12 protein-coding genes are annotated in these 13,197 nt (G+C 59.1%); 10 read left to right on the forward strand and 2 right to left on the reverse strand.

The features are described from left to right. Positions 1-114 precede the first annotated feature (114 nt). The 7 genes from phoR to phoB all read left to right on the forward strand — a co-directional run bounded on the left by phoR (position 115) and on the right by phoB (position 8,049). Entirely contained in the window at positions 115-1,383 is a 1,269-nt protein-coding gene (gene phoR / locus ACZ47E_RS00470; protein WP_004439761.1) for a phosphate regulon sensor histidine kinase PhoR, read from the forward strand. A 193-nt stretch (positions 1,384-1,576) separates the two neighbouring features. Next, positions 1,577-2,611 (forward strand): substrate-binding domain-containing protein, encoded by a 1,035-nt coding sequence (locus tag ACZ47E_RS00475; RefSeq protein WP_004439763.1) that lies wholly within the window; start codon positions 1,577-1,579, stop codon positions 2,609-2,611. A gap of 272 nt (positions 2,612-2,883) precedes the next feature. After that, positions 2,884-4,368, forward strand: coding sequence for a phosphate ABC transporter permease subunit PstC (gene pstC / locus ACZ47E_RS00480; protein WP_004439765.1), 1,485 nt, complete (start codon positions 2,884-2,886; stop codon positions 4,366-4,368). Continuing rightward, positions 4,365-5,684, forward strand: coding sequence for a phosphate ABC transporter permease PstA (gene pstA, locus ACZ47E_RS00485; RefSeq protein WP_006698947.1), 1,320 nt, complete (start codon positions 4,365-4,367; stop codon positions 5,682-5,684). Before pstC ends, pstA begins: the two co-directional genes overlap by 4 nt. A 14-nt stretch (positions 5,685-5,698) precedes the next feature. After that, positions 5,699-6,514 carry a phosphate ABC transporter ATP-binding protein PstB gene (pstB, locus tag ACZ47E_RS00490; protein ID WP_278067200.1) on the forward strand — a complete coding sequence of 272 codons (816 nt, stop codon included), beginning with the start codon at positions 5,699-5,701 and terminating at the stop codon, positions 6,512-6,514. A gap of 95 nt (positions 6,515-6,609) precedes the next feature. Next, positions 6,610-7,335, forward strand: coding sequence for a phosphate signaling complex protein PhoU (gene phoU, locus ACZ47E_RS00495; RefSeq protein WP_004439770.1), 726 nt, complete (start codon positions 6,610-6,612; stop codon positions 7,333-7,335). 30 nt (positions 7,336-7,365) lie between these two features. Further along, positions 7,366-8,049 (forward strand): phosphate regulon transcriptional regulator PhoB, encoded by a 684-nt coding sequence (gene phoB / locus ACZ47E_RS00500; RefSeq protein WP_003493692.1) that lies wholly within the window; start codon positions 7,366-7,368, stop codon positions 8,047-8,049. A gap of 290 nt (positions 8,050-8,339) precedes the next feature. Here phoB and ACZ47E_RS00505 read toward each other — a convergent pair whose 3' ends face one another. Beyond that, entirely contained in the window at positions 8,340-8,873 is a 534-nt protein-coding gene (locus ACZ47E_RS00505; protein ID WP_004439774.1) for a GcrA family cell cycle regulator, read from the reverse strand. Positions 8,874-9,303: 430 nt separating this feature from the next. Here ACZ47E_RS00505 and ACZ47E_RS00510 point away from each other — a divergent pair, with 430 nt between their 5' ends. The 3 genes from ACZ47E_RS00510 (at position 9,304) to ACZ47E_RS00520 (ending at position 12,705) form a co-directional block, all read left to right on the forward strand. After that, a complete protein-coding gene (locus ACZ47E_RS00510; protein ID WP_004439775.1) occupies positions 9,304-10,503 on the forward strand; it encodes an aspartate aminotransferase family protein in 1,200 nt (399 codons plus the stop codon). Positions 10,504-10,560: 57 nt separating this feature from the next. Then, positions 10,561-11,478: an ornithine carbamoyltransferase gene (gene argF, locus ACZ47E_RS00515; RefSeq protein WP_004439776.1), complete on the forward strand. Its 918-nt coding sequence runs from the start codon at positions 10,561-10,563 to the stop codon at positions 11,476-11,478. Between the two features lie 237 nt (positions 11,479-11,715). Then, positions 11,716-12,705: an Hsp33 family molecular chaperone gene (locus ACZ47E_RS00520; protein WP_035206751.1), complete on the forward strand. Its 990-nt coding sequence runs from the start codon at positions 11,716-11,718 to the stop codon at positions 12,703-12,705. 45 nt (positions 12,706-12,750) lie between these two features. Here ACZ47E_RS00520 and apaG read toward each other — a convergent pair whose 3' ends face one another. Then, positions 12,751-13,143, reverse strand: coding sequence for a Co2+/Mg2+ efflux protein ApaG (gene apaG, locus ACZ47E_RS00525; RefSeq protein WP_006698948.1), 393 nt, complete (start codon positions 13,141-13,143; stop codon positions 12,751-12,753). Positions 13,144-13,197 lie beyond the last annotated feature (54 nt).

Here is a 13,197-nt window from a genome sequence, read left to right on the forward strand (position 1 = left end):
AGCGTGGAATTTGCACATATACGCTGTGGAAAATATGCGGTGATGAATCTCTGTCATGAAGCTGGCCTATGAGATTTCGATGCGCTGTCGAGCGAGAGTGGAAAGCAGGCTGAAATGGCAGTCATGGAAGGCGATGGTGGATTAAGGCTTTTGGCAAAGAAGCTTGGCCGGAACTGGCTGCCCGTGCTCGTCGTCAGCATGCTCGCCATCGTGGCAGTTTCCGAGTTGCACACGCCCTATATGCCGGCCGTCCTCTGGCTCTGCGCGGTCATCGCCATTCTGGCCGTTCGCGAAAAACCGGCCTTTTCCGAAAAGGCCAAAAATGCGGCCGGACAGGTGGATGAGCCTGATGTTCCGGCTGAAAGTGTCATTTCCGGCGTCAGGGCGGGCCTTGCCGTGCTGGATACGCCCGTTTTCATTCTCGATAAGAATGCCAGCGTGCTGTTTCAGAACGGCGCGGCCGAACGGGCGTTTGGTCAGCTTCCCGCCGGGGCGCATATTTCCGCAAGGCTGCGCTCGCCGGGCCTGCTGGATGTCATTCGCGAAACCATAACCACCGGTGAGCCCAATCAGGTCGAACATTCCGAGCGTTTCCCCTCGGAACGGGTCTTCATCGTCCGTATCGCCCGTGCGGATATGGGCGAGGGGGCGGGCCCGCTTTTCTACATCCTGTCATTCCGCGATGTCTCGGAACTTCGCCGCATCGACCGCATGCGCAGCGATTTCGTCGCCAATGCCAGCCATGAACTGCGCACTCCGCTGGCTTCCCTGCGCGGTTTCATCGAAACCATGCAGGGGCCGGCACGCAACGATCCCAAGGCGCAGGAGCGTTTCCTCGCCATCATGCTCGATCAGGCAACCCGCATGAGCAGGCTCGTGGATGACCTCATGTCCCTTTCGAGGCTGGAGCTGCGCGCCAATATCGCGCCGGATCAGAAGGTCGATCTCGTTCCCGTCATAGGTCATGTGCGCGATACGCTTCTGCCGCTTGCCAACGAACTCGATGTCGATATCACCCTGCATCTGCCGGATGGTCCTGCGGAGGTGCAGGGAGATCGCGACGAACTGGTGCAGGTATTCCAGAACCTCGTGGAAAATGCATGCAAATACGGCCAGGAAGGCAAGATTGTTGATGTCTGGCTGCGGGCTGAGCCCGGCAAGCCGGTAGAGGTGAGCGTCGTCGACCGGGGGCCGGGCATACCGGCCGAACATGTGCCGCGGCTGACGGAACGGTTTTATCGCGTCAGCGTCGCCGACAGCCGCTCCAAAAAGGGAACGGGGCTTGGTCTTGCCATCGTCAAGCACATTCTCACCCGCCACCGCGCTCGGCTCATCATTAAATCTGAACTGGGCAGCGGCACGGATTTTACCGTAAGATTCTGACATAAATACCCGTACATACAAAATATCACGTAAATTTGCATTTAAACCAATTAGTTAGCTTGTCACAAATCTTTCATCGAAGTGACATAAAAGGATGGGGCTACGGTGGTTAAGAAGAGGTCGCCGAGCGCATGCTAAGAGCGAGTGCCGCTATCGGCTGCGTCCACAAACAAGCCCACGACGGGAGAGACAAATGAACTTCGTTAAATTTTCCGCAGCAGCTCTGGTGGCTTCTGTCGCCTTCGCTGGCGCCGCCGCTGCTCGCGACCAGATCCAGGTTGCCGGTTCCTCCACGGTTCTGCCTTATGCCAAGATCGTTGCCGAGACTTTTGCCGAAACCTTCCCGAACTTCAAGGCTCCGGTCGTCGAGTCGGGCGGCACGGGTGGCGGTCTGAAGGCGTTCTGCTCGGGCGTGGGCGAAGGCACCATCGACGTCGCCAACGCATCGCGCAAGATCAAGAGCGACGAACTGGCCGCCTGTAAGGCTGCTGGCGTTACCGACGTTCAGGAAGTGAAGATCGGTTACGACGGTATCGTCTTCGCAATGGATTCTTCCAACAAGGACATCAAGCTTGAGCCGAAGGACCTTTACCTCGCTCTCGCCGCTGAAATCGTCAAGGACGGCAAGCTCGTTGCCAACCCCTATAAGAAGTGGTCGGAAATCAACAAGGAACTGCCGGATGTAGCGATCGCCGCTTACATCCCGGGTTCCAAGCACGGCACCCGCGAAGTCTTCGAAGAGAAGATCATGGCTGACGGCTGCAAGGAAGCCAAGGCGACCGACGTCATCAAGACGCTGATCACCGACGCCAAGCAGGCTGCTGCCAAGTGCGTAGCAGTCCGTAAGGACGGCGCTGCAGTCGACATCGACGGCGACTACACCGAGACGCTCGCTCGCATCGACGCCAACAAGACCGGCCTCGGCGTCTTCGGCCTCGCTTTCTATGAAAACAACGCCGACCGCCTGAAGGTCGCAACCGTTTCGGGCGTTGTTCCGTCCACTGAAACCGTTGCCAGCGGCAAGTACCCGGTTTCCCGCCCGCTGTTCTTCTACGTGAAGAAGGCTCACCTGGGCGTTATCCCGGGCCTTAAGGAATATGTCGAGTTCTTCGTTTCCGACGAAATGATCGGCCCGGATTCCCCGCTCGCAAATTACGGCCTGGTTGCCGCTCCGGACGCAGAGCGCGAAGAAATCCGTGCCAAGTTCTCGGCCGGTTCCACGATGTAATGAAGAAGGAGGGGTGCGGCCTGCCGCGCCCCTCATACCATCCGGTGCCTCTCCGCTTGGGCGAATGTCTCCGGTTGACAGTTCCTATTCATCGTCGTCCACATGATTGTCTATGGATTACAGATGGATAGGATGTATCAACCTTGACGCTTGCCGGACTTTGATACAGTCACTTGGCAGGCATTCCGGGATGGTCCAGCGGTCTCGTTTTGATGACTTTTTGATTTGCCCTATATCGCACCGTGCTCCTGCGGCACGCCGAGGGAACTCTAATGAACACATCGATCCTTTTGCTGATACTGGCGCTGATCGGCATCGGCAGTTATCTGCTCGGCAGCCGCCGTGCCGTTGCCCTGTCTGGTGGGCGTCCTTCCAGCATGCATTCCCGAGCCGGTTATCACGGTTCATACGCGGTCGTCTGGGCGGTACTGCCCGCGGCGTTCATTCTCAGCGTCTGGCTGATTATCAGCCCGCTCATCGTGACGTCAGCGGTCCGCGGCGATTTCCCGGAAGACATCCGGGCGCAATCCGAGGCGCAGCAGAGCCTGACCTACGGCATGGTAACCTCTATCGCCCGCGGCCTTCAGCGGCTGACACCGGAAGAAACGGCGCAGGTCGATGCGGACACAAGCGCGGTGAGGCCTCTGCTTGCATCCAAGGGCGTGGCGATTGCCGGTGATCCGGAACGGTTCATGGTTGACGCCGCCCAAACGCTGAACACCATGACCGCCACGAGCCGTCTTGCGATGATCGCTGTCGTGCTGCTGGCCGCGCTTGGCGGCGCCACCTATGCGCTGCGGGCGATTGCACCGCGCTTCCGGGCGCGCAACAAGGTCGAAAAGGTCATTCTCGGCGCTCTTCTTGTCGCATCTTCCATCGCTATCCTGACAACGATCGGCATCGTTCTGTCGATGCTGACGGAAGCGATCCAGTTCTTCAACATGGTTCCGGCTCACCAGTTCTTCTTCGGCACGGTGTGGGATCCGCGTTTTGCGGCTGCCGGTGCGACCGATTCATCGGGACAGTTCGGCCTGATCCCGCTGCTTGCCGGCACACTTTATATCGGCTTCGTCGCCATGCTGGTTGCCGTGCCCGTCGGACTGTTTTCGGCGATCTATATGTCGGAATATGCGTCACCCCGCCTGCGCTCGGTGGCAAAACCGCTGCTCGAGGTGCTCGCCGGCATTCCCACCATCGTCTACGGCTTTTTCGCGCTGACGACGGTTGGTCCTTTCCTCAGAGACATTTCTGCGCAGATCAACGGGCTGGCGACGGGTAACTACGCCAACTTCATCCAGGCGCAGAGTGTCATCACCGCCGGCTTCGTCATGGGTATCATGTTGATCCCCTATGTGTCGTCGCTGTCGGATGACATCATCACCGCCGTGCCGCGTTCGCTGCGCGATGGTTCGCTCGGACTTGGCGCAACGCGCTCCGAAACCATCAAGAGGGTCATTCTTCCGGCTGCTCTTCCCGGCATCGTCGGCGCCGTGCTGATGACGGCCTCGCGCGCCATCGGCGAAACCATGATCGTGGTTCTGGCGGCAGGTGTCGCTGCTCGACTGCAGCTTAATCCCTTCGAGCCCATGACCACGGTGACGGTCAAGATCGTCAGCCAGTTGACGGGCGACCTTGAATTCACCTCACCGCAGACGCTGGTTGCCTTTGCGCTTGGCATCACGCTTTTCGCCATCACGCTTTGCCTGAATATCTACGCGCTTTACATCGTGCGCAAATACCGGGAGCAATATGAATGACCGACATCGCCTCTCCCGCAGCTGGTGCGAACGCCGTCAAGGCGACGCGTCGTGATATCGGCATCAAGCGCCGTTATGCCGCCGAACGCCGTTTCCGTGCTTATGGCATGGCAGCGATTTCCTTCGGCCTCATCTTTCTCTTCCTTCTGCTTTTCTCGGTTGTCTCCAAGGGTTACACCGCGTTCCAGCAGACGATGATCACCGTTCCGGTTGAGTTCTCCGAACAGATCATCGATCCCAAGAACGAGCGTGCCACCAATCCGGCCAAGCTTATGACGGCCAATTATCCCGTTCTTGCCCGTGATGCGGTTGCCAAGGTTCTGGGCGTCGCGCCAACGGACCGCACCGGTCTTCGCGCCGTCAACCTTCTGATCTCCGATAGCGTACGTACGCAGCTTCGCGATATCGTCGTTGCCGACCCCGCCGTTATCGGCACCACCCGCACGGTGACGCTGCTGGCCTCGGGCGACGTCGACAGCGCCTTCAAGGGCCAGGTCGATCTGACGGCGGATGAAGCCAATCGCCGTATCTCGAACCAGCAGCTCGGCTGGATGAACCAGCTCGCCGAAAGCGGGCAGCTTGGCAAGCATTTCAATACCGGCATCTTCATCAACGGCGCCTCGAGCCGTCCGGAAGCGGCGGGTGTCGGCGTGGCGCTGATTGGCTCCTTCTACATGATGCTGATCGTGCTGGTGCTGTCGCTGCCGATCGGTGTTGCGGCTTCGATCTACCTTGAGGAGTTTGCTCCGAAGAACCGTCTGACTGATCTCATCGAGGTGAACATCAACAATCTCGCGGCTGTTCCCTCGATCGTTTATGGTCTGCTCGGCCTCTCCGTCTTCATCAACTTCATGGGCTTTCCGCGCTCGGCCTCGCTGGTCGGCGGCCTCGTCCTGACGCTGATGACCCTGCCGACGATCATCATTGCGACCCGCGCTGCCCTGAAAGCCGTGCCGCCGTCAATCCGCGCCGCCGCCCTGGGTCTCGGCGCTTCCAAGATGCAGACGATCTTCCACCACGTGCTGCCGCTCGCCATGCCCGGCATCCTCACCGGCACCATCATCGGCCTCGCACACGCGCTGGGCGAAACTGCGCCGCTGCTGCTGATCGGCATGGTGGCATTCGTAGCAAATTACCCGACAACGCCGATGGACCCGTCCACGGCCCTGCCGGTGCAGATTTACATGTGGGCGAATGAAGCGGAGCGCGCCTTTGTCGAAAGGACTTCAGGCGCTATCATCATCCTGCTTTTGTTCCTCATCGTCATGAATGTTGGCGCAATCCTGTTGCGTCGCCGCTTCGAACGGCGCTGGTAAAGGGAGATTGAGCAATGAACATGTTGTCGGAAGCAGCAGTTGAAAAGGCGCTGGACAAGAAAATGAATGAAGTCTCATACAAGATGATCGGCAAGGACGTTTCGGTTTATTACGGCGAAAAGCGCGCGCTTTACGACGTGAACCTCAACGTTCGCGAAAATACGGTAACCGCGCTTATCGGCCCGTCCGGCTGCGGCAAATCCACCTTCCTGCGTACCCTGAACCGTATGAACGACACGATCGACGGTTGCCGGGTCACGGGCAAGATCACGCTCGACGCCGACGATATCTATGATCAGGCGATTGACGTCGTGGAGTTGCGCGCCCGCGTCGGCATGGTGTTCCAGAAGCCAAACCCTTTTCCGAAGTCGATCTACGAAAACATTTCCTACGGTCCACGCATTCACGGTCTCGCCCGCAACAAGGCGGATATGGACCAGATCGTTGAGCAGAGCCTTCAGAAGGCGGGTCTCTGGAACGAGGTTAAGGATCGCCTGCACGAATCCGGCACCGGTCTTTCCGGCGGTCAGCAGCAGCGCCTGTGCATTGCACGCGCCGTTGCCGTCAGCCCGGAAGTGATCCTGATGGACGAACCCTGCTCGGCGCTGGATCCGATCGCCACTGCCAAGGTCGAGGAACTGATCCACGAACTGCGCACCAATTACACGATTGTTATCGTCACGCACTCCATGCAGCAGGCGGCACGTGTTTCCCAGCGTACGGCCATGTTCCATCTCGGTCACCTTGTCGAGGAAAATGAAACCGACAAGATGTTCACCAATCCGGATGACCAGCGCACGCAGGATTACATCATGGGCCGCTTCGGCTGATCGCGGCCGGCGCTTTATCGCAACCCAACAAGACTGGTGCCGCTGCGGCCCCGCTTCGGGCGGTCGCATGCAAGGCCAAGCCGGAGGAATAGACCGTGAACCAGACAACGACCCATTCGCATATTCTGTCTGCTTATGATGACGAACTGAAGTTCCTGACGCGACGCATCGCCGAGATGGGTGGTCTCGCCGAGCAGATGTGTGCCGACGCCGTGCGTGCGCTCGTCAATTCCGACGCCGCGCTTGCCCAGAAGGTCATTTCCGATGACGCTATCCTCGATCATTCCGAGCGAGAGATCGGCGACAAGGCCATCGTCACCATTGCGAAGCGCCAGCCGATGGCGGCAGACCTTCGCGAGATCATCGGCACGCTGCGTATTGCAGCGGACCTCGAGCGCGTTGGCGACCTCGGCAAGAATACTGCCAAGCGTGTCATCGCGGTGGCCGGAACGGGCGTGCCGCGCAAACTCGCCCGCGGCATAGAGCACCTGTCGGAGCTGGCGTTGGTACAGCTCAAAGAAGTCCTTGACGTCTATTCGACACGTTCCGCCGAAAAGGCCAATGCCATTCGCGAGCGCGACGAGGAAATCGACGCCATGTATACCTCGCTCTTCCGCGAGCTTCTGACCTACATGATGGAAGATCCGCGCAACATCACCACCTGCACGCATCTTCTGTTCTGCGCCAAGAATATCGAGCGCATCGGTGACCATGCCACCAACATCGCCGAGACGATCTATTACATGACCACCGGCAGCCAGCCGGAGGGCGAGCGTCCGAAGGACGACAGTTCCAACACGCTCGGTTCGGTGACCGAGTAACAGACAAGCAGCGGCTTGCGGAGTTAGCATATGGTGCCCAAGATTGCAGTTGTGGAAGATGAGGAAGCGCTGAGCGTCCTGCTTCGTTACAATCTCGAGGCTGAGGGATATGACGTCGACACCATACCCCGTGGAGACGAGGCAGAGATCAGGCTGCAGGAACGTATTCCGGATCTGCTCATCCTGGATTGGATGCTTCCCGGCGTTTCCGGTATCGAGCTGTGCCGTAGGCTCAGGATGCGGCCGGAAACCGAGCGCCTTCCCATCATCATGCTGACGGCGCGCGGCGAGGAAAGCGAACGGGTTCGCGGCCTCGCCACCGGCGCGGACGATTATGTGGTCAAGCCGTTTTCCACGCCGGAACTGATGGCCCGCGTCAAGGCCATGCTGCGCCGGGCCCGTCCGGAGGTTCTGTCTTCGGTGCTGAAGTGCGGCGATATCGAGCTGGATCGCGAGACGCATCGCGTTCACCGCAAAAGCCGCGAGGTGCGTCTCGGTCCGACGGAGTTCCGCCTGCTGGAATTCCTGATGACCTCTCCGGGCCGCGTGTTCTCCCGTTCGCAATTGCTGGACGGCGTCTGGGGTCACGATATCTATGTGGATGAGCGGACGGTTGACGTGCATGTCGGACGTCTGCGCAAGGCGCTCAACTTTTCCCATATGCAGGATGTCATCCGCACCGTGCGCGGTGCCGGATATTCGATGGAAGCCTGATCGGAACCGAACTGAGGGTTCCCCTCAGCATGACGTTCCGCCAAAATGAAAAGGCCCGAAACCGGTCTGGTGTCGGGCCTTTTTATTTTGAACCTTCCGCAAGCACGATAATTTCATCCCTTTGACGAGCGGTTGAGAGTCCACCGAAATTCGATTGAGGGGCGAAACCCGACGACGATGAATAAGCCTTGATGTTCTGCTGTCGCTGTCCGGGAAGCGCGGTATTTTGTCACAAAAAAAACGGGCCCGAAGGCCCGTAGTTTTTGAGTGTCAAATGTGTGCCGCAACACTCAAGCCTTGCGGCGTTCGCTGACCGGTTGGTAGGCGAGTTTCGCATGGAATTTGCAATAAGGTGACGATTCCAGCGCTTCACAGCCGCAGAAATGGAAATCGTCTTTCAGGGGGTCGCCGACCGGCCACTTGCAGGTGCGCTCCGTCAGTTCCGTCAGCGTCAGCCGGCGGGAGATCGGAGTAACGACGTTTCTGGAAGGAACGTAATCGAGAATTTCAGCGGTTTCGATGCCGACCTCTTCCTGAAGAGCGGTCGCCGCGTTGGAGCGGGTCAGGATCCGAGCAGGTGCAGCGTTGACGCGGCCAGCGAAATTCGCCGTGCGCGGGGCAGGTGCAGCAGTCCGCTTGGGCGCAGAACGCGCCGACGTCACCGGGCCGCCAGCCTTGACGCGTCCGGGCAGATTAAGACGATGGACCTTGCCGATCACGGCATTGCGGCTGACGCCGCCCAGCTGAGCTGCTATCTGGCTGGCGCTCAGTCCTTCGGCCCACAATTTCTTGAGTTTCTCGACCCGCTCGTCTGTCCAGTTCATGCCGCTTCTCCGCTTTTCGCGTGTATTTCGACAGAATCCTTCTCCGTCTCGCGGGCATGCCGCGAGCGTGGTTTCTGCCTGATTTTTGGTGACTAGTTCCGCCGCAATGCAGTCTAGTAATTAGCGATTAACCTAGTGCCACGCAGACTCCGTGGCAAGAGTCGCGGGAATCATCTCGAATCGATTTTCCGGTTTTCCCCAACTTGCTGGCGAGTTGAGTCAGAAAGGCAACACCTTGGGCCTCGCGACCTGCCACCTACTAGGGCTTGAGAAGCCTAGGAAATACGGACTTTTGTTGACATCGGCAAGCGAAGTGACAATAGTGCCCCTGCCGCCGCGAGGCGGCATTTTTGATTTTCAGGCGAGGGATAACCCTCGAAGCCTATTGACAACCGTCTGACAGCGCATCCGCGCAAGGAGTGATACAGCCATGGCCGAAGCCGCCGCGCCATTGTTCGATACATTTGCAAGAGCCCCCCTCCGCTTCGAGCGAGGCGAGGGCGTCTGGCTGTACACGGAAAGCGGCGAGCGATATCTCGATTTTGCGGCCGGCGTTGCCGTCAATTCGCTGGGCCATGCCCACCCACATCTTGTCGACGCGATCAAGACGCAGGCCGAAAAGGTCTGGCATGTCTCGAACCTTTATGAAGTTCCGGGCCAGGAAAAGCTTGCCAAGCGCCTGACGGAGGAAACGTTCGCAGACAAGGTCTTCTTCACCAACTCCGGCGCGGAAGCACTGGAATGTGCAATCAAGACCGCGCGTCGTTATCATTATTCCAAGGGCCACCCGGAAAAGTTCCGGATTATCACCTTCGAAGGCGCCTTCCATGGTCGTACGCTTGCAACGATCGCAGCCGGCGGCCAGCAGAAATATCTCGAAGGTTTCGGCCCCAAGGTCGAAGGCTTTGACCAAGTACCTTTCGGTGATGTCGATGCGCTGAAAGCCGCCATCACGGCCGAGACGGCAGCGCTTCTGATCGAGCCCATTCAGGGTGAGGGCGGTATTCGCGCACCCAGCAAGGAATTCCTGCAGTTACTGCGGTCGCTTTGTGACGAACACGGTCTGCTGCTGATTTTCGATGAGGTGCAGACGGGCGTTGGCCGCACGGGTAAGCTCTTTGCCTATGAACACACTGGTGTCGCCCCCGATATCATGGCGGTTGCCAAGGGCATCGGCGGTGGTTTTCCGCTGGGCGCATGCCTTGCAACGGCTGATGCCGCTTCCGGCATGACGGCGGGCGTGCATGGCACCACCTATGGCGGTAATCCGCTGGCCATGGCAGTCGGTAATGCCGTGCTTGATGTCGTCCTCTCTGACGGCTTTCTGGAAAAGGTTCGTGATGTCGCGCTGGTTTTCCGCCAGGGCCTTGCTTCGCTGAAGGACCGTTATCCTGACGTTATCGAGGAAATCCGTGGCGAAGGCCTGCTTCTCGGCATCAAGGCCAAGGTGCCGTCGGGCGAGCTCTTGCAGGCCATGCGCGCCGAGCATCTGCTGGGCGTACCAGCGGGCGATAATGTCATTCGTCTCCTGCCGCCGCTCGTCACCACGGCGGAGGAAGCCCGTGAGGGGCTGGCACGCGTGGAAGCGGCCGCCGCTTCCCTCACAGCGAAACAGGCAAAAATCGCCTGAGGAAACACTGAAGGGCGGGCCTCTTTCCTGGGGCTCGCAAGCATGGGACAGTTTGAAATGGCTTCACCTAAACATTTTCTCGACCTGTCGGCCGTCAGCTCGCAGGACCTGCGGGTAATTCTCGACGATGCCCGCGAACGCAAGGCGGCCACCAAGGCCGGAACGGCGGAAAAACCGCTTGCCGGCAAGATGCTGGCCATGATCTTCGAAAAGCCATCCACGCGGACCCGCGTCTCCTTCGATGTGGGGATGCGCCAGCTTGGCGGCGAGACGCTTTTCCTCTCTGGTACGGAAATGCAGCTCGGCCGCGCGGAAACCATCGGTGATACGGCAAAGGTGCTGTCGCGTTACGTTGACGCCATCATGATCCGCACGACAGATCATTCGCGCCTGCTCGAGCTTGCCGAACATGCGACAGTGCCTGTCATCAACGCCCTGACGGATGACACGCATCCATGCCAGATCATGGCTGACATCATGACTTTCGAAGAACATCGCGGTCCGGTCAAAGGCAAGACGATTGCGTGGACAGGGGACGGCAATAATGTCCTGCATTCTTTCGTGGAGGGCTCGGCCCGTTTCGGTTACCGCATGACGATGGCAGTGCCGATGGGCTCCGAACCGCATGACAAGTTCCTGAACTGGGCCCGCAACAATGGCGGCGAGATAATGTTGTGCCACGATGCCGACAAGGCGGTGGCGGGCGCTGATTGCGTCGTCACCGATACCTGGGTCTCCATGAATCAGGAACACAAGGCGCGCGGCCACAACATCTTCCAGCCCTATCAGGTCAATGAAGCCCTGATGGCCAAGGCGGAAAAAGACGCGCTGTTCATGCATTGCCTCCCGGCTCACCGCGGCGAAGAGGTGACGGATGCGGTGATCGACGGCCCGCAATCGGTGGTCTTCGACGAGGCGGAAAACCGCCTCCACGCGCAGAAATCCATCATCGCCTGGTGCATGGGCGTCATCTGAAAATATCACCCGTTTGATCAACGTCGGGCGGGTGCTTGAACTTCTCGGCAGCGATTACCATCTGTTGGACTTCGAAGAGGCTCGTCGGTTTTCTGGCGGGCCATCGTCACGATTTGCACGTTTTTCCCCGGAAGCGGTTTCTCTTCCCGGGTCTCTGTGCGACAAGCGGAAAAAGCACATTTCGAAAGCCGGACTTTTGGACGGTAGCGGCGCCACGGCTGCGCCAAGGAGTATGACATGGCAGATGTAACGGTTGAACTGGACGATCTCGATTTTGCTGGCGACGACAAGGTCGTGCCCTTTCAGGTCGAAGGTCTGGATGTGCGCGGCCGCGCCGTGCAGGTGGGTCCGCTGCTGAATGCCATTCTCGAGCGCCACGATTACCCGGCTGCGGTCGCCCGCCTGCTGGCGGAAGCGACCGTTCTGACGGCGTTGATCGGCACATCGCTCAAGTTTTCCGGCAAGCTGACGGTACAGACCAAGGGCGACGGTCCGGTGGACCTGCTGGTGGCGGATTTCACCGCGCCGGAAAGCATGCGCGCTTATGCCCGTTTTGATGAGGAGCGGCTGGCGGAGGCGCTTGCGGCAGGGGCGACTTCGCCGGAACAATTGTTGGGCAACGGTATTCTGGCCTTCACGATCGATCAGGGCGCGGGCATGCAACCCTATCAGGGCATCGTGCCACTCGATGGCTCGTCGCTGGAAGACATTGCCGGGGTTTATTTCCGTCAGTCGGAGCAGCTTCCAACCCGTGTGCGGCTCGGTGTGGCCGAATTCTTCGATCGCGACGGGGAAGGCAAGCCGCGTCATGGCTGGCGTGCGGGCGGCGTTATCGCCCAGTTCCTGCCGCAGGCGCCCGAGCGGCTGCGTATGCGTGACCTGCACGGCGGCGATGGCGATGAAGGCGGTCACGATGTGCAGGAGGACGATGCCTGGACGGAAGCCGTGACGCTTTTGAACACCGTGGATACGGACGAACTGACGGATCCGCAGGTGCCGGTGGAACGTCTCCTCTTCAGGCTGTTCCATGAAAGCGGCGTGCGCATCTATGATCCGCAGTCCATTTTCGATCGCTGCAGCTGCTCGCGGGATAAGATCAAGGGCGTGCTCTCGGGTTTTACCGCCGAAGAGATCAAGGCAAGCGAGGAAGACGGCGCGATTGCCGTGACCTGTGAGTTCTGCTCGACCACTTATCGCTACGATGTCAGCGAATTTGAAAACGCCTGAATAAGGGCCGCGCCTGCAAAGGCGCGGTTTTTCATGGCCTGCGGGTCAGTTCAAGACCCGCATCAGCCCCGGAGAATCCAGCGAAAAAGCGGGTATGGTGACGTTGAACACTTCTCCGCTTTCCGTTTCCATCTCGTAATGTCCGAACATAAGGCCGGACGGCGTGTCCAACGGGCAGCCGGAGGAATATTCGTAGGTGTCGCCGGGCTTGAGATGCGGTTGTTCTCCCACGACACCCGGTCCGTAGACTTCGTCCACCTGACCGTTCTGGTCAGTGATATGCCAATAGCGATTGACGAGAGTAACGGGAACATCCGAGTTATTCGCGATCACGACCTTGTAGCCCCAGACGTAGCGGTCGTCATCCGGGTCGGATTGTTCTTCGAGATAATACGGATCAACCGTCACCTCGATATCCCTTGTCAGAGCACGATACATACGCGCCACACCTCGATATTTTCCCTGCCCGCTTATCCTACACTATAGGCTCTG

The sequence above is a fragment of the Agrobacterium sp. 5Ca39 genome (assembly GCF_055382365.1).

What these genes read in the sequence shown, in the direction of transcription:
- phoR (WP_004439761.1), top strand. Translation starts at nt 115, where the DNA reads ATGGCAGTCATGGAAGGCGATGGTGGATTAAGGCTTTTGGCAAAGAAG.
- ACZ47E_RS00475 (WP_004439763.1), top strand. Translation starts at nt 1,577, where the DNA reads ATGAACTTCGTTAAATTTTCCGCAGCAGCTCTGGTGGCTTCTGTCGCC.
- pstC (WP_004439765.1), top strand. Translation starts at nt 2,884, where the DNA reads ATGAACACATCGATCCTTTTGCTGATACTGGCGCTGATCGGCATCGGC.
- pstA (WP_006698947.1), top strand. Translation starts at nt 4,365, where the DNA reads ATGACCGACATCGCCTCTCCCGCAGCTGGTGCGAACGCCGTCAAGGCG.
- pstB (WP_278067200.1), top strand. Translation starts at nt 5,699, where the DNA reads ATGAACATGTTGTCGGAAGCAGCAGTTGAAAAGGCGCTGGACAAGAAA.
- phoB (WP_003493692.1), top strand. Translation starts at nt 7,366, where the DNA reads ATGGTGCCCAAGATTGCAGTTGTGGAAGATGAGGAAGCGCTGAGCGTC.
- ACZ47E_RS00505 (WP_004439774.1), bottom strand. Translation starts at nt 8,873, where the DNA reads ATGAACTGGACAGACGAGCGGGTCGAGAAACTCAAGAAATTGTGGGCC.
- ACZ47E_RS00510 (WP_004439775.1), top strand. Translation starts at nt 9,304, where the DNA reads ATGGCCGAAGCCGCCGCGCCATTGTTCGATACATTTGCAAGAGCCCCC.
- argF (WP_004439776.1), top strand. Translation starts at nt 10,561, where the DNA reads ATGGCTTCACCTAAACATTTTCTCGACCTGTCGGCCGTCAGCTCGCAG.
- ACZ47E_RS00520 (WP_035206751.1), top strand. Translation starts at nt 11,716, where the DNA reads ATGGCAGATGTAACGGTTGAACTGGACGATCTCGATTTTGCTGGCGAC.
- apaG (WP_006698948.1), bottom strand. Translation starts at nt 13,143, where the DNA reads ATGTATCGTGCTCTGACAAGGGATATCGAGGTGACGGTTGATCCGTAT.